The sequence below is a fragment of the Streptomyces sp. EDA2-14 genome (assembly GCF_054963755.1).
Map to the genome: position 1 here is coordinate 165,362 of NZ_JBUEGE010000014.1, position 14,840 is coordinate 180,201.

Consider the following 14,840-nt stretch of genomic DNA (forward strand, 5'->3'; position numbering starts at 1 on the left):
CCTTATCGAATCACTAAGCGATAAGAGCGTATCGCACAGTGATAGTAAGGAGGTGGGTCGTGCTCGACACCGCTGCCACCGCGGTACCGGAAGCGGTACCGGAATCGGTTCGCGCGGCCGTGGCTCTGCCCGGAGCCCGCGGCGAAGTACGCAGGCTGCCGACGAGATCCGCACGGCCCGGCGAAGGCTGGCTGCGCGTCGCGTCGGCCGGTATCTGCGGCACCGACGTCAACCTGTACGCACGCGGCCTCGCCGCACCCACGGTGCTGGGACACCACGTCGCCGGAACCGTCGCGGAGATCGCCGCGGACCCCGGCGCGCGCCGCTGGTCGGCAGCGGTGGGGGAGCGTGCCGTGGTGGAGGAGTACCTCCCCTGCGGCACCTGTCCTGCCTGCGATTCCGGTGCGTACCGGCTGTGCCCCGACACCGACCTGTGGGGCGGCGGCCGCCGGATCGGGACCATTCCGGTGGACGAGGAGCCCGGACTGTACGGAGGCAACGCCGAGTACCTGCTGCTGCCGCCCAACGCCGTGCTGCACCCCCTGCCGGACGGCCTGTCCGACGAACTCGCGGCCTGGGTCCTGCCCTACGCCAACGCCCTGGACTGGACGGTCCGCGCGGGCGGCGTCCGCAAGGGTGAGACCGTCGTCGTCCTCGGCCCCGGCTACCACGGCCTCGCCGTCACCGCCGCCGCCCGCAGGGCCGGTGCCGACGTGATCGTGGCGGGCCTCGGCCGGGACCGCGCGCGCCTGGCCATGGCGGAACGGATCGGCGCGCTCCCCGTCACCGCCGACACCGGCGACGAACTCGCCCACGGCGTCCGGCGCGTGCTCGGCTCCGGGTCCGCCGACGTCGTCGTCGACACCGTGGGCCCCGCCCCGCACGTCCTCGCGGTCGCCGTCGACCTCCTCGGCCAGGGCGGCCGGCTCGTCCTCACCACCCCCAAGAACCCCGCCCAAGTCCCGCTCGACACAGCGGCCATGACCCGCCGCAATCTCACGGTCACCGCCGTCCGCGGCCGGCGCCCCGAGGCGATCACCGAAGCGATCTCCTCCCTCGCCGACGGCACGTCCCGGCTGCAGCACGTGCCCTCGGCCGACACCACGCTCGACGGCACGGGCGCCATGCTCGACCGCCTCGCCGCGGGCACCGGGCCCGAGACCCCGCACGTCGTGGTCCGCCCGCACGCGAACTGACCGACGCGCCACAGCACTTCCCTTCCACGGCCGTGCGGCCGGGCAGCACCGCCGCACGCCCGGCTCACCCGTACCAATGACAGGAGCCTCACCATGCTGACCCGTGAACAGAACGAGCGGCTCGTCCGCACCGACCGCGGCACCGAGATGGGCACCCTGCTGCGCCGCTACTGGATTCCGGCGCTCCTTGCCGAGGAACTGCCCGAACCGGACTGCCCGCCCGTGCGCGTCAAGCTGCTCGGCGAGAAGCTCATCGCCTTCCGTGACAGCGAGGGGCGCATCGGCCTCCTCGACGAGATGTGCAGCCACCGCACCGCGTCCCTCTTCTTCGGCCGCAACGAGGAGGGCGGGCTGCGCTGCGCCTACCACGGCTGGAAGTACGACATCGACGGCAACTGCGTCGACATGCCCTCCGAGCCCCCGGAGAGCCGTATGTGCCAGAAGATCAAGCAGCCCGCCTACCCGTGCGTCGAGCGCGGCGGTGTCATCTGGACCTACATGGGTCCCGCCGAACTCAAGCCGGAACTGCCCGAATTGGAATGGGCGGGCCTGCCCGAGGGGCACGTCGTCCTCACCAAGCGCCGCCAGATGACGAACTTCATGCAGGCGATGGAGGGCGGCATCGACTCCAGCCACGTGTCCTTCGCGCACCGCTTCAACATGGACGACGACCCGATGCACGCCGGTACCGCCGGCATCGAGTACCTGAAGGCCGACACCCGGCCCAAGTTCGAGGTCGTCGAGTCCGACGGCGGACTCCTCATCGGCGCCCGCCGCAACGTCGACGACGAGCGGTACTACTGGCGCATCACCCAGTGGATCATGCCCTGGTACACGATCATCCCGCCGTTCGGCACCCACAACCCGCTCGGCGCCCACGCCTGGGTCCCCATCGACGACGAGACCTGCTGGGCCTGGTCGATCAACTACCACCCCACCCGCGAGCTCACCGGGGCCGAACTCGCCGCCGCGCGCAACGGCGACGGCATCCACGCCAAGTACATCCCCGGCACGTACGACACCCTCGCCAACGCCTCCAACGACTACCTCATCGACCGCCAGGCGCAGAAGGACAAGAAGTCCTTCTCCGGCGTCGCGGGCATCGCCGCCCAGGACTTCTCCCTCCAGGAGAGCATGGGCCCGATCGTCGACCGCACCAAGGAACGCCTCGGCACCTCCGACGCCGCGATCATCCTCGCCCGCCGCCGACTGCTCGCCGCCGCGGAGATCGCGGGCAAGGCCGACCCCGTCCCCGGCGACCGCGCCGCACACCACCGCGTCCGCTCCGCCTCCGTCCTGGTGCCCAAGGAGGTGCCCTTCCAGGAGGGCGCCGCCGACGCGCTCGTCGTCCGCGACGGCGAGGACTTCGTCTCCATCTGACACACCACCCTCCCCGCCACCCGGAGCCCGGCGCCCATTTCGCGCCGGCTCCGACCAGCAAGAGACCAGCAAGAAAGGAGAGGTGGTCGCCATGTCGACACACGCGTGGACCCGACGGTCCTACGAAGCCGACGTCCTGCTCGTCCCCCTCGACCCCACGGCCCGCGCCTCGCTCACCGCCCTGCGCGAGGAACTCCCCGGCATCACCGTCGCCGACGACCTGCCGCCCACCGACGTACTGCCCCGGTACGTCGAGGACGCCGACGTCATCACCCTGCTCGTACGGGACCTCGCCACGGTCGACCACGCCACGGTCGCCCGGCTCGGCGCGGCGGCCCGCGCCACCGGCACCCTGCTCGGCGCGGTGGTCGTCACACCCGACCTCGCCTGGAGCGGGGCCGAGGAGGACGCCGCCGCGGCGGTGGTGCGCGACCACGCCGACACCGTCGTCGTGGTCCCGGACATGCCGCCCGTCCTGCACCTGCTCCAAGTGCTCCGGGGCGGCAGCCGCGACACGGCGGAGGCGATGGCATGACCGGGCCGAACGAGGCAGCGGCCGACGGCTGGCTCGACACCGTCGTCACCGCGGCACGCCTCGAAGCCGAGGGCGTCGTCTCCCTCACCCTCGCCGCTCCCGACGGCAGCCGACTGCCGTCCTGGGAGGCGGGCGCCCACATCGACGTACGACTGCCTTCCGGCACCGTGCGCCAGTACTCGCTGTGCGGCGAGCCCGACGCCGCCGACTACACGGTCGCGGTGCTGCGGGAACAGGACGGGCGCGGGGGCTCCGCCGAGATCCACGACACCGCCCTCGTCGGCCGCGTCCTCCCGATCCGCGGCCCCCGCAACCACTTCCCGCTGCACGCCGCCGAGCACTACGTCTTCCTCGCCGGCGGCATCGGGATCACCCCGGTGCTCGCCCTCGCCCGCGAGGCAGCGCGCCGCGGCGCCTCCTGGGAACTGCACTACGGCGGGCGAAGCGCCACCAGCATGGCGCTGACCCGCGAGGTGCGCGCCCTCGGAGGTGACATCGATCTCGTCGAGGGCGCACCTCTCGACCTGGCCGGTATCGTCTCCCGCGCCCCGTCCGGGGCAGCGGTGTACGCCTGCGGACCCGCCGGACTCCTCGGCGCCGTACGGGAAGCCTGCGGCGACACCGGACCGACCCTGTACACGGAACAGTTCACCGCCGACCCGAACGCCAGCCCGACCCCGGTTGCCCCGACGGACGAGACGGCGAACCGGACGTTCGACGTCGAACTCGCCCGCACCGGCAGGACGGTCACCGTCGAACCCGGCACGTCCATCCTCGAAGCCGTGCGCACGGTGCACCCGGACGTCCTCTCCTCCTGCGAAGAGGGCTTCTGCGGAACGTGCGAGACCAAGGTTCTCGACGGTCGGCCCGTGCACGCCGACACCATCCTCAACGAGCGGGAACGCGAAGCCTGCACCTCCATGATGATCTGCGTCGGCGGCTGCGCCTCACGGCGCCTCGTGCTGGATCTCTGACCCCACCTCGCGCCCACCCACCGCAGCACCATGAACCGCGGAGGTTCGACGATGAACCTGCCCCACCCCTCTGTCCGCACGGCCGAGGTCCCCAGAGCCGACGGGGACACGGACACCATCCCCGCACCGCCCTCGCGCTACCGCTGGGTGGTGCTCACCGCCTGCTGGCTGTCCTTCACGCTCACCTCCATCGACCGCTCGACCTGGGGCCCCGCCTCCGTCTTCGTCGGGGACGGCCTCGGTGTGCCACTCGCCAGCCTCGGTGTGTTCGCCACCGCCTACTACGTCGGTTACGTCATCTCCAACGCGCTCGGCGGACTGGGCGTCGACCGGTACGGCCCCCGTATCGTCCTCACCGTCTCGCTGGCCGGCGCCGGAACGTTCATGACGGTCTTCGGCTCCACGCCCAACGCCGCCGTGGGCATCGCCGTGCAGGCCGTCGTCGGTCTCTTCGCCGGGGCCGACTACTCGGCGGGCGTGCGGCTCATCTCCAGCTGGTTCCCGTCCGGCAGCCTCGGTCTGCCCATGGGCATCTTCACCACGGCGACCTCGCTCGGCACCGCCATAGCGAACGCGGTCGTCCCCGCGATGATCGCCTGGCACGGCTGGGGCACCTCGTACCACGTGTTCGGGATCCTCTCGATCGTGGTGGCCGCGCCCCTGTTCCTGCTCCTGCGCAACGCACCGGGGCACGTCACCGAGAAGAAGAAGGCTGTGCCCAAGGCCGACGCGGTCCGCCGCGGCCGGCCCGACTTCTCCGGGATGGCCCGCAACCGTGACTACCTGCTGGTCTGCGTCACCGGCTTCTTCGCCTTCTGGGGCCTGTACGGCTTTGTCACCTGGGCCAACGCGCTCATGATCAGGGGACATGGTGTGTCGCCCGGCGACGCGGGACTCGTCGTGTCCGTCTTCGCGATCAGCGCGGTGGTGGTGAAACCCCTCGTCGGCTTCGTCACCGACCGGTTTTGCGGAGGCGCCCGCAAGGTGCCGAGCATCGTCATCTTCGGTGTCTTCGCGCTCGCCCTGCTCTGGTTCGGCCGGCTCACGACGGCGACCGGATTCATCCTGCTGTCACCGCTGCTGGGCGCGGCGGCCTACGGCTGGACCCCGCTGCTCGTCGCCCTCGTGCCCCGGCTGGTGCCGACGTCCGTGACCGGCACCGCGTCCGGTCTCGCCAACGCCATGTGGCAGCTCGGCAGCGTCCTCGTGCCGCTGGCGGTCGGCGCGGTGTTCTCGGCGACCGGTTCCTTCAACGCCGCGTTCGCCACGCTCGCCGCCGGACCGGTCCTGGCCGTTCTCGCCATCCTTCCGGTACGCGCCGACAGGACCCGGCGCGGTGTCCCGGAAGGGGTCTCGTAGGGTGCCTTCGAGGCCCCGCCGACCAGCGGGGCCGACGGAGGACCGAGCACGGGGGAGAGGCCTTGCGGATACGCGGACACGGCCGACGCTTTGGACGGCGGGGCGCGGCACTGGTGACAGGGACGCTGCTGGCCATGACCGCGGCGGCGGCCCCGGCCGTCGCCGCACCGGCAGCCGACGGACGGGCGCGGCTCACCCTCGACGTGCCCGAGAGGGCCGGGCTGTACGACGCCGACGAGGGCGCCGACGCGCTGTACGACGCGCCCAAGTGGCTGGTGGGGCCGCACGGCGGCGTGGCCCGCAACGTCGAGATCACCGTGGACGCCCGCGCCCTGCGGGACGTGGGCACGATGACTCCTGGACACCGCTGCACGGCGGACGACGACGTGTTCCGCTGCCGCTTCGCCCCGCGCTCGCTGCGCTACGCCGCCCACTTCAGCCCGTTCCACCTGCGCGGCAAGGAAGACGCAGCCCCCGGCGACGGGGGCACGGTGCACATCACCGCACGCGCCGACAACGCTCCGGCGGTGCGCGCGGACGTGCGGATGGAGGTGCAGCCGCCGGACCTGACCACGGGCGGGGCGCACCGGGTGCCCGGTCGCGTGAAGCCCGGCGAACCGGCGCTGCTGCGACCGGTCTTCGCGAACCGGAGCCGCTGGCGGGTCGACCGGTTCGCGCTGAACATGAGCACCTACGGGCGTCACCTCAGCATGGACCAGGAGTACCGCAACTGCTGGTACCCCGAGGAGGATTCGCGCGGGAGCGACCGCGTGTGGTGCGAGTTCGACACACCCCTGGCGCCGCACAGCGCGTGGCGGCTCGCCCAGCCCATCACCGGGCACCTGGACGCGGACATGCCGGCGGAGAGCGTCCGCTACGAACTGCCGTACGCGGCACGTGACAAGGCGGCCTATCCATGGCGGGGGAGCGGCCCGGAACTGAAGCTCGAACGTCTGCCCGGGGGCGACATCAAGGACGGCAGCCTCACCGGCTCACTGATCGTGCACGGCACCGCGCAACTCGACTACGCCCCGGTCGTCGAGGGAGCCGTCCACGGCAGGGTGGGCGACACCGTGACGGTGCGGATCGGCGCGCGCAACGTCAACGGCGGCAAGCTGCCCGGCATCAACCCGGACCGCGTGGAGATCGTCCCGCCCGAAGGCACCACCATCACCGGCACGCCCTACACGGTCGACGGCGACCCGATGTCCAACGCCTGCGAGCACCCGGCCAAGGGATCCCGTGCCTGGCGCTGCGCCCTGCGCGGCGACGCGTTCGAGTCGATCGACGGACGCAAGGGCGCCCGCACCACCGTGACCGCGCGTGTCCGTATCGACGAGAAGGTGCCCGGCGCGAGCGGCACGGTCCGCGTCGTCGGCAGGTACGACCGCACCCACGGCAACGACAGCGTCGCGCTGCCCGCCGACGTCGACGGCGTCCGGCGGTCCCCCTACGTCGTCGGCGGCGCGGCGGTGGGCGGCGCCGCGGCCGTGGCGGGCGGACTCGTGCTGGCCCGCCGGTACCTGCGGAAACGGCGCGGCTGAGGATCGCCCGCGCGATCCGCGCCGCCCCGCTCCACCGGCCGGGATCCGCTCAGCGCTTGATGCCGACCCCCGCGAGCAGGCTGATCTCGGCGTCCGCGATCTCCACGCCGTCGTCCGGGTGCTCGGGGCGCCAGCGGTGGCAGCAGATGATGCCGGGGTCGATCAGGTCGAGCCCGTCGAAGAAGTGGCGGACGTCGCTGTGCGAGCGGAACTGCACCGGGGAGCCGGACTTGGTGTACGCCTCCGCCACCGCGTTCCACTTCTCGGGGTCGAAGTCGGGCGTGCAGTGGTTCATGGCGAGGGCGCTGCCCGCCGGGAGCGGCTCCAGCAGCCGGCGCACGATCGCGTACGGGTCGTGCGGGTCGGTGACGAAGTGCATCAGCGCGTTCAGGGACAGGGCGATGGGCTTGCTGAAGTCCAGGACCTCGGCGTCCTCCACGGCGTCCATCAGCGAGTCCGGATCGGTGACATCGGCCTCGACGTAGGCCGTGCGTCCCTGCGACGTGCTGCGCATCAGACGCTCGGCGTACTTGAGCACCATCGGGTCGTTGTCCGCGTACACGACGCGGGCCTCGGGCACGAGTGACTGGGCGACCTGGTGCAGATTGGGCTCGGTCGGGATGCCGGTGCCGATGTCGAGCCACTGGCGGATGCCGTGCTCCTGCGCCAGCACGCGGGTGGCCCGGTGCATGAAGGCCCGGTTCTCACGGGCGGTCACGGGCAGGCCCGGATGCGCCTTGGCGGCGAGCATGGCCGCCTCCTTGTCCACCTCGAAGTGGTCCTTGCCACCGAGGAAGTAGTCGTACATCCGGGCCGAGTGGGCCTTGCTCGTGTCGAGGCCCCGCCCGGCCTGCCTGGTGGTCATGTGCTCCCCTTCGTAGGTGTGTCTTTCGGCCCACAGGCCGGGAACGCGACCGGTGTCGGCGCCCCTCCTCCAACCGGCCGCCGGTTCACCCGACGCCCAAGTGATCGGCCAGCCCCTGCTTGACGCCGCGGACGAACGCGGCGATCTCCTCCGGCGTGTAGATCAGCGCCGGTCCTGCCGGGTCGGTCGACTGCCGCACGGCCACGCGGCCGTCGGCGAGCTGTTTCGTCTCGACGCACTGACCACCGTTGGGCCCGCTCCAGGGACGCTCCCAGCCGTGCTCCCCGAGGTTGCGGGCCGGCATCCCGTTGTAGACGCCCTCTTGGGTGACCGTCATGTTGAGTACTCCTTGCGCATACGGTTCAAGAGCGCCCTGCTGTCCTCCGACGACGTCAACAGCGACATACGGGAGTGCGCCTCAAGATGGGCGACGACGTCCGCGCGCTGGTCCAGATAGACGGATGCGGACAGGAGTTCGCTGTAAACGATGTCGGGCAGCTCTGGTTCCTCGAACCGGAAGTATGTGAACGGTGCGCACGCCCCCACGTGCGCGCCGGCCGAGAAGGGCACGATGTCCACGCTGACGTGCGCGAGTTCGGACATGTCCAGGAGGCGCTCGATCTGCTCCCGCATCACATCGGCGCTGCCCACCTCCCGGTGCAGGACGGCTTCCTCCATGACCACCCACAACGTGGGGGCGTCCTCCTTCTCCAGGAGACTCTGGCGGCGCAGCCGCAGCGCCACTCGACGGTCGAGGTCCTCCTCCGTGCCGTTCGGCAGCCCGCCGCGCAGCACCGCGCGCGCGTATTCAGGGGTCTGCAAGAGGCCGGTGACGTACTGGGGTTCGTAGGTACGCAGGGTCTTGGCGTCGGTCTCCAGGCTGACGTAGGCGGTGAACCAGCTGGGCACGGCGTCCCGGTAGGAGTGCCACCAGCCCGGCTCGTTGGCCTGCTCGGCCAGGTCGACGAACTCGTCTATCTCCTGGCGGCCTGCGCCGAAGGTCTCCAGAAGCTTCTCCACATAGAGAGGCTTCAGCGCGACCTCGGCCTTCTCCAGCCGACGGATCGTCAGGGTCTTTACGCGCAGTGCCTTTGCCGCGTCCTCCAGTGACGCACCGGCAGCGAGTCGCATGTCCTGCAGCCGACGGCCGAGGATCATGCGCAGCACTGTCGGCGCACTGGTGCCGGAACGGGCCTCACTCACGCCCAACCTCCTGAGGGAATATCAACAAGACCATTCTTGCAGTGACTTGATGACGACGCCAGAGTGATACCCGCACTTCTGAAATTATCAGGGAGTCGGTTGCAGGGGGCGCACGATCACGCGCATAGTTGCACTGTGAGCGGTCGAGCCACGGTTTCGACGCAGCATCCGGCCCCGCGGGGGTCCGTGCTGCCGATGCCGGCGTCGGCATCCCCCGCAGGGCGCCGACCTGGGCATACGCCGCTCGCAGCTCGAGCTGTAGGCCGCACCCCCCACGCCGCGCCCGCCCCGCGGAAGGCACTGGAAGGCGACATTCGTGACTCTCCCCCCACCCCCGGCCCCGATCGCCGCCTTAGCGCGACCCGCTCCCGGCCGGGAGTACTGGTTCGGGCTGCCCGCTCTGCGGACCAGTGCGAGATCCGCCCGGGACACCGTGCGCGACCGGCTCCGGTACTGGGAGGTGCCGGGGGACACCTGTTGCGACGCGGTCCTGCTGGTCTCGGAATTGACCACGAACGCACTGCTGCACAGCGACAGCGGTCAGGTGCTGTGCGGCCTCAGTCTGAGCGACGACGAGCGGCGGCTGAGGATCGAGCTGCACGACGCCGGCCGCACCCCGATCGGCCCGCCCCGGCACCGGGCGGGCCCCGGCGAGGAGAGCGGGCGGGGTCTGTTCCTCGTCGAGCAACTGGCGGACCGCTGGGGCTCCGCGCGCTCCACGCGGGCCGACGGCAAGGTCGTCTGGGCGGAGTTGACCGCCTTCCCCTGATGCCGGGGGGACCGGCCGGCGCCGCACGGCCGCTCTCCCGCACCGTCGCGCGGCGAGGAATCCCTGCCCCTCGATCCCTCTATCGGAGGCGTCCATGATTTCCCACGGCGACACAGCTTCTCCCGCCGTGCTGTATGTATGTGCGGACCGGGCCCCCGGCGCTTCCGGGGCGGCCACGCAGTGCGCACAGACCGAAGGCCGCGCGTTCGCCCGGGAGCGCGGGCTGACGATCTCCGAGGTCGTCACCGACACGTTCGGCGAGCCCGATCCGGCCCGGCGCACCGGCTGGCGCCGGGTGCGCCAGCTCGTCCAGACGGGCGATGTCGCCGCGGTGCTCGTGCGCTGGCCCAGCGCCATCGCGCCGGAGTCCGCGCACGAACTCCGGCACCGCGAGACCGCCTGGCTCAAGGACCACGGCGTGCCCGTCCGCTACACGTGGGCGCCCCTCAGCCGTCCAGGCCACCTCGTTTGACGAGCTGCGCCGCGATCACGTTCCGCTGGATCTCGTTCGTCCCCTCGCCGACGATCATCAGCGGCGCGTCGCGGAAGTAGCGTTCGACGTCGTACTCGGTGGAGTAGCCGTAACCGCCGTGGATGCGGACCGCGTTGAGCGCGATCTCCATCGCCGTCTCGGACGCGTACAGCTTCGCCATCCCCGCCTCCATGTCGACGCGGCGCCCCGCGTCGTACTCGCGGGCCGCGTGCAGGGTCAGCTGGCGGGCCGCGGTCAGCTTCGTGGCCATGTCCGCGAGATAGTGCCCGATCGCCTGGTGCTGCCAGATCGGCTTGCCGAACGACTCCCGCTCCTGCGCGTAGGCGAGCGAGTCCTCCAGGGCGGCACGGCCGACGCCGAGGGCGCGCGAGGCGACCTGCAGCCGGCCGGTCTCCAGGCCCTTCATCATCTGGCCGAACCCCTTGCCCTCCGCCCCGCCGAGGACACTGCCGGCGGCGGCGACATGCCCGTCGAAGGACAGCTCGCAGCTCTCCACGCCCTTGTAGCCGAGCTTCGGCAGATCGCGGGAGACGGTGAGGCCGGGACCGTGCTCGACCAGAAGGATCGAGATGCCGCGGTGCGTGGGCGTGGCGTCCGGATCGGTCTTGCACAGCAGGGCGATCAGGCCGGAGCGGCGGGAGTTGGTGATCCACGTCTTCGAGCCGTTCACGACATACGTGCCGTCGTCCTGACGGCGGGCCGTCGTGCGCATCGCCTGCAGATCGCTGCCGCCGCCCGGTTCGGTGAGCGCCATCGTCGCGCGGATCTCACCGGTCGCCATGCGGGGCAGATACCGCGCCTTCTGCTCCTCCGTGCCGTAGAGCGTGAGCAGTTTGGCGACGACGGTGTGGCCGCCCATCGCGCCCGCGAGGCTCATCCAGCCGCGCGCCAACTCCTCGGTGATCAGCACATAGGCGGGCATGGAGACGGGGGTGCCGCCGAACTCCTCCGGGACGGCCAGTCCGTAGATACCCATCTCCTTCATCTGTGCGATGAGGGCCTCGGGGTAGGTGTTGGTGTGCTCCAACTCCTGTACGACCGGCTTGACGTGCTTGTCCACGAAATCGTGCACGGTCTCGACGACGAACCGCTCGTCGGGGTCCAGGGCGTCCAGGGTGCTCACGGGACTTCTCCTCTGCTCGCTGTGGTGTCGCTGTCGTGGTGTCGGTGTCGGTTCAGATCACGCCGTCGGCCCGCAGGCCCGCGATCTGCTCCGCGGTGCGCCCCCGCTCCGCCAGGAGCCGCTCGGTGTGCTCGCCGAGCGCGGGAACCGGATCCATCCGCGGGTCGATACCGGCCAGATCCGCCGGGGGCCGCAGCGCCCGCACGGGGCCGCCGGGCGTGCCGACCTCGTGCCAGCGCCCGCGGCCCGCGAGCACCGGGTGGTCGAGGAACTCGGCGACGTCGTTGACCCCGGCGTTCGCGACACCCGCCGCGTCGAGCACGGCGGCCGCGTCGGCACTGTCGCACTGGAGGAAGCGCTCCGCGACGAGGACGTTCAGCGCGTCGCGGTGGGCGACGCGGGCGGATCCGGTGGCGAAGCGCGGATCGTCGGCCACCTCGGGCCGCTCCAGGAACCGCTCGCACAGCGCGCGCCATTCGCGTTCGTTCTGTACGGAGATCAGGATCTGCTTTCCGTCGCGCGCGGTGTAGGCGCCGTACGGGGCGATGGTGGCGTGCTGGGTGCCGATGCGCGGCGGCTGCGTGCCGCCGTAGCGGGTGTAGTTGGCGGGCTGGCCCATCCACTCCGCGAGCGCTTCGAACAGCGACACCTCCACCGCGCGCGCCACACCCGAGGTCGCGCGGGTGAACAGGGCGGTGAGGATGCCGGTGTAGGCGTACATCCCGGCGGCGATGTCGGCGACCGACACCCCGACCCGCGCGGTGCCCTCGGCCGTGCCGGTCAGCGAGACCAGCCCGGTCTGGCACTGCACCAGCATGTCGTACGCCTTGCGGTCCGCCCAGGGGCCGCTGGTGCCGTATCCGGAGACGGTGCAGGGGATCAGGCGGGGGTACTTCTCGGCCAGCGTGGCGGCGTCGAGACCGAGGCGGGCGGCGGCGCCGGGGCCGAGGTTCTGCACGAACACATCGGCGTCCGCGAGGAGTTCGTCGAGGACGGCCCGCCCTTCCGGTGACTTCACGTCCAGGGTCAGCGACTCCTTGCCGCGGTTCAGCCAGACGAAATAGCTCGACTCGCCGTGCACCGTGGTGTCGTAGCGGCGGGCGAAGTCGCCGCCGTCAGGCCGCTCCACCTTGATGACGCGGGCGCCGAGGTCGGCCAGTTGACGGGTGGCGTAGGGCGCGGCCACGGCCTGTTCGAGGCTGACGACGGTGATTCCGGCGAGCGGGTCCTGCGGCGGCGCGGCGGCACGGTCGGGCGTCCCGGTCATGCGGTGACCTCCAGGAGCGGATGGCTGGTCGTGGTGTGTCCGGGGCGGTCGGCAGTGGGCCGCCACCTGACGAGTGACATCATGGGTCTTCATGGCGACGCTCGGGAAATAGCAAATGGTGATGCCGCCATGCGCGGCGCGGATGGCAGGGGAGGTTCGGAGCGCGATGGACATCAAACAGCTCAAGGCGCTGGTGACCGTGGCCGAGGTCGGCAGCGTCACACGGGCCGCGACGGTCCTGCACCTCGTGCAGCCCGCGGTCACCCGGCAGATCCGCACTCTGGAGGAGGAGTTGGGCGTGCCGCTCTTCGAGCGGACCCGGCAGGGCATGCGGCCGACCGAGGCGGGCGCGGCCGTCGTGGAGCGGGCCCGGCGTGCGCTGCACGAGCTGGAGCGGGCCCGCGCCGAGGTGCGGCCGACGCCCGGCGAGGTCTCCGGCATCGTCACCGTCGGCCTGCTGGAGAGCACGCTCGAACTGCTCGCCGAACCCCTGGTGACCGCCATGCGCGAGGCGCATCCGGGCGTGCAGCTGCGGGTGATGACCGCGTATTCGGGCCACCTCCAGCAGTGGCTCGACGACGGCGACCTCGATCTGTCGCTGCTCTACAACCTCGACCGGGCGCCCTCCCTCAACGTACGGCCGCTGGTGCGCGAGCGGCTGTGGGTGGCGGCCCCGCCGTCCGCCGGGCTGCGCGCCGAGCAACCCGTCCCCTTCGCCGAGGCGGCGGCCCGGCCGCTGGTGATGCCGACGTCCGGGCACGCCCTGCGGGCGCTCATCGAGTCGGCGGCGGCCCGCGCGGGCGTCCGCATCGAGGTGGCGGCGCAGACCAACTCGATGCCCGTGCAGAAACAACTCGCGCGAGCGGGCCACGGCTGGACCGTACTGCCGGGCGTGGGTATCGCCGAGGACGTCGCGGCGGGGGAGCTCAGCGCCGCCCCGCTGTGCGAACCCACCGCCTGGCGCTCCATCGTGCTCGGCACACCCCGCACCGGCCGCACCCCGGCCGCCGTCAACGTCGTCGCGCAGGAGTTGGTGCGCCAGGTCAACGCCGCCGTGGAGAGCGGCAGATGGCCCTCGGCCCGGCTTCCGGAGGCGGAGGACCGGACGGCGGGGGAGCAGTGACATCCAGTGACACCCGATGACCACCACACCGACCACGATCAGCGCCCGGGGAGAGCCATGCCCGACCACCACCACGTAGAAGCCGCAGAAGCCACAGAAGCCGTGGAAGCCACCACCACGGCCGCCGACGGCACCCTCCTCGCGTACCAGACCCGCGGCACCGGCCACCCGCTCGTCCTCCTCGCCGGGCAGGCCAACAACCACCACTGGTGGGACGCCGTGCGCGACGACTTCCACTCCAGTCGTCGCACGATCACCCTCGACTGCCGGGGCACCGGCGCGAGCGGCAAGCCCGAACCCCTGGAGAGCTACTCCACCGAGCGGTTCGCGGACGACGTGATCGCCGTGCTCGACGCCCTGGGCATCGAGCGCACCGACCTGTACGGCACCTCCATGGGCGGGCGGGTCGCCCAGTGGGTCGCCGTACGGCACCCGGAGCGCATCCGGCGGCTGGTCCTCGGCTGCACGTCGCACGGCGGGCCGCACGCGGTGGAGCGGGACGCGGAGGTGCGCCGCGCGCTGACCCGGACCGAACCCGGCGCCGCCCAGGAGGCGCTGACCGACCTCATGTACACACCCGCCTGGCGCGCCGCCCACCCCGGCCCGTACGGCACGCTCGGCGACCCCCGCATGCCGCCGCACGCCCGCCGCGGTCACCTCCGCGCCAGCAACCGGCACGACGCCCGGGACGCGCTGGCGGACATCAAGGCGCCCACCCTTGTCCTCCACGGGGACCAGGACCGGCTCACCCCGCCGGACAATGTGAGGCTGCTCGCCTCGCGCATCCCCGACGTCAGGACGCGGCTGTTCCCCGGCGCCCGCCACGCCTACTTCGAGGAGTGCAGGGCCGAGGCCGGGGCCGCGGTCGTCGACTTCCTCGACGCCGGGCAGCCGTAGCGGCAGCCGCGCGGACACACGCGACGACTCCCATGCCTGCGGCGCATGGAAGCATCACGAGTTTCTATTGTTCCGCATCCCGCATCAGCGCTCATGATGAGTGGCGTTTTGA

General features: G+C 71.6%; 15 protein-coding genes. 10 read left to right on the plus strand and 5 right to left on the minus strand.

The genetic code is table 11. The annotated features are described in order from the left end of the window. Nucleotides 1-59: 59 nt before the first annotated feature. From ACY34M_RS28760 to ACY34M_RS28785, 6 genes are all read left to right on the plus strand, one after another. Nucleotides 60-1,196 carry a zinc-dependent alcohol dehydrogenase gene (locus ACY34M_RS28760; protein WP_462721223.1) on the plus strand — a complete coding sequence of 379 codons (1,137 nt, stop codon included), beginning with the start codon at nucleotides 60-62 and terminating at the stop codon, nucleotides 1,194-1,196. A gap of 93 nt (nucleotides 1,197-1,289) precedes the next feature. Further along, complete coding sequence (locus tag ACY34M_RS28765; protein ID WP_462721224.1) at nucleotides 1,290-2,576, plus strand: Rieske 2Fe-2S domain-containing protein; 1,287 nt, start codon at nucleotides 1,290-1,292, stop codon at nucleotides 2,574-2,576. A 91-nt stretch (nucleotides 2,577-2,667) separates the two neighbouring features. Beyond that, nucleotides 2,668-3,111, plus strand: coding sequence for a hypothetical protein (locus ACY34M_RS28770; RefSeq protein ID WP_462721225.1), 444 nt, complete (start codon nucleotides 2,668-2,670; stop codon nucleotides 3,109-3,111). Continuing rightward, complete coding sequence (locus ACY34M_RS28775) at nucleotides 3,108-4,085, plus strand: PDR/VanB family oxidoreductase (RefSeq protein ID WP_462721226.1); 978 nt, start codon at nucleotides 3,108-3,110, stop codon at nucleotides 4,083-4,085. Before ACY34M_RS28770 ends, ACY34M_RS28775 begins: the two co-directional genes overlap by 4 nt. 51 nt (nucleotides 4,086-4,136) lie before the next feature. Continuing rightward, nucleotides 4,137-5,444: an MFS transporter gene (locus tag ACY34M_RS28780; protein WP_462721227.1), complete on the plus strand. Its 1,308-nt coding sequence runs from the start codon at nucleotides 4,137-4,139 to the stop codon at nucleotides 5,442-5,444. Between the two features lie 134 nt (nucleotides 5,445-5,578). Continuing rightward, nucleotides 5,579-6,988 (plus strand): hypothetical protein, encoded by a 1,410-nt coding sequence (locus ACY34M_RS28785; protein ID WP_462721228.1) that lies wholly within the window; start codon nucleotides 5,579-5,581, stop codon nucleotides 6,986-6,988. A gap of 49 nt (nucleotides 6,989-7,037) precedes the next feature. Here ACY34M_RS28785 and ACY34M_RS28790 read toward each other — a convergent pair whose 3' ends face one another. The 3 genes from ACY34M_RS28790 to ACY34M_RS28800 all read right to left on the minus strand — a co-directional run bounded on the left by ACY34M_RS28790 (nucleotide 7,038) and on the right by ACY34M_RS28800 (nucleotide 9,056). Beyond that, nucleotides 7,038-7,853 (minus strand): SAM-dependent methyltransferase, encoded by an 816-nt coding sequence (locus ACY34M_RS28790; RefSeq protein ID WP_462721229.1) that lies wholly within the window; start codon nucleotides 7,851-7,853, stop codon nucleotides 7,038-7,040. Between the two features lie 85 nt (nucleotides 7,854-7,938). Next, nucleotides 7,939-8,190 carry a DUF397 domain-containing protein gene (locus tag ACY34M_RS28795; RefSeq protein ID WP_462721230.1) on the minus strand — a complete coding sequence of 84 codons (252 nt, stop codon included), beginning with the start codon at nucleotides 8,188-8,190 and terminating at the stop codon, nucleotides 7,939-7,941. Then, nucleotides 8,187-9,056 (minus strand): helix-turn-helix domain-containing protein, encoded by an 870-nt coding sequence (locus tag ACY34M_RS28800; RefSeq protein WP_462721231.1) that lies wholly within the window; start codon nucleotides 9,054-9,056, stop codon nucleotides 8,187-8,189. The genes ACY34M_RS28795 and ACY34M_RS28800 overlap by 4 nt, the downstream gene beginning before the upstream one ends. Nucleotides 9,057-9,372: 316 nt before the next feature. On the opposite strand from ACY34M_RS28800, the gene ACY34M_RS28805 reads away from it, so the two are divergent. Then, entirely contained in the window at nucleotides 9,373-9,825 is a 453-nt protein-coding gene (locus ACY34M_RS28805) for an ATP-binding protein (RefSeq protein WP_462721232.1), read from the plus strand. Between the two features lie 94 nt (nucleotides 9,826-9,919). After that, nucleotides 9,920-10,297: a recombinase family protein gene (locus ACY34M_RS28810; protein WP_462721233.1), complete on the plus strand. Its 378-nt coding sequence runs from the start codon at nucleotides 9,920-9,922 to the stop codon at nucleotides 10,295-10,297. On the opposite strand, the gene ACY34M_RS28815 is transcribed toward ACY34M_RS28810, so the two are convergent. Both ACY34M_RS28815 and ACY34M_RS28820 read right to left on the minus strand, forming a co-directional pair. Further along, on the minus strand, nucleotides 10,272-11,441 hold the full coding sequence (locus ACY34M_RS28815; protein ID WP_462721234.1) for an acyl-CoA dehydrogenase family protein: 1,170 nt from the start codon (nucleotides 11,439-11,441) through the stop codon (nucleotides 10,272-10,274). The genes ACY34M_RS28810 and ACY34M_RS28815 overlap by 26 nt on opposite strands. A 52-nt stretch (nucleotides 11,442-11,493) precedes the next feature. After that, the gene (locus tag ACY34M_RS28820) at nucleotides 11,494-12,708 is read right to left on the minus strand and encodes a CaiB/BaiF CoA transferase family protein (RefSeq protein WP_462721235.1); all 1,215 of its coding nucleotides are present in this window, start codon (nucleotides 12,706-12,708) and stop codon (nucleotides 11,494-11,496) included. 166 nt (nucleotides 12,709-12,874) lie between these two features. Here ACY34M_RS28820 and ACY34M_RS28825 point away from each other — a divergent pair, with 166 nt between their 5' ends. After that, nucleotides 12,875-13,831, plus strand: a complete 957-nt coding sequence (locus ACY34M_RS28825) for a LysR family transcriptional regulator (RefSeq protein WP_462721236.1) — start codon at nucleotides 12,875-12,877, stop codon at nucleotides 13,829-13,831. 102 nt (nucleotides 13,832-13,933) lie between these two features. Next, a complete protein-coding gene (locus ACY34M_RS28830) occupies nucleotides 13,934-14,728 on the plus strand; it encodes an alpha/beta fold hydrolase (RefSeq protein WP_462721237.1) in 795 nt (264 codons plus the stop codon). The last annotated feature ends 112 nt before the right edge of the window (nucleotides 14,729-14,840 follow it).

What these genes read in the sequence shown, in the direction of transcription:
- ACY34M_RS28765 (WP_462721224.1), top strand. Translation starts at nt 1,290, where the DNA reads ATGCTGACCCGTGAACAGAACGAGCGGCTCGTCCGCACCGACCGCGGC.
- ACY34M_RS28790 (WP_462721229.1), bottom strand. Translation starts at nt 7,853, where the DNA reads ATGACCACCAGGCAGGCCGGGCGGGGCCTCGACACGAGCAAGGCCCAC.
- ACY34M_RS28825 (WP_462721236.1), top strand. Translation starts at nt 12,875, where the DNA reads ATGGACATCAAACAGCTCAAGGCGCTGGTGACCGTGGCCGAGGTCGGC.
- ACY34M_RS28810 (WP_462721233.1), top strand. Translation starts at nt 9,920, where the DNA reads ATGATTTCCCACGGCGACACAGCTTCTCCCGCCGTGCTGTATGTATGT.
- ACY34M_RS28785 (WP_462721228.1), top strand. Translation starts at nt 5,579, where the DNA reads ATGACCGCGGCGGCGGCCCCGGCCGTCGCCGCACCGGCAGCCGACGGA.
- ACY34M_RS28770 (WP_462721225.1), top strand. Translation starts at nt 2,668, where the DNA reads ATGTCGACACACGCGTGGACCCGACGGTCCTACGAAGCCGACGTCCTG.
- ACY34M_RS28780 (WP_462721227.1), top strand. Translation starts at nt 4,137, where the DNA reads ATGAACCTGCCCCACCCCTCTGTCCGCACGGCCGAGGTCCCCAGAGCC.
- ACY34M_RS28795 (WP_462721230.1), bottom strand. Translation starts at nt 8,190, where the DNA reads ATGACGGTCACCCAAGAGGGCGTCTACAACGGGATGCCGGCCCGCAAC.
- ACY34M_RS28775 (WP_462721226.1), top strand. Translation starts at nt 3,108, where the DNA reads ATGACCGGGCCGAACGAGGCAGCGGCCGACGGCTGGCTCGACACCGTC.
- ACY34M_RS28820 (WP_462721235.1), bottom strand. Translation starts at nt 12,708, where the DNA reads ATGACCGGGACGCCCGACCGTGCCGCCGCGCCGCCGCAGGACCCGCTC.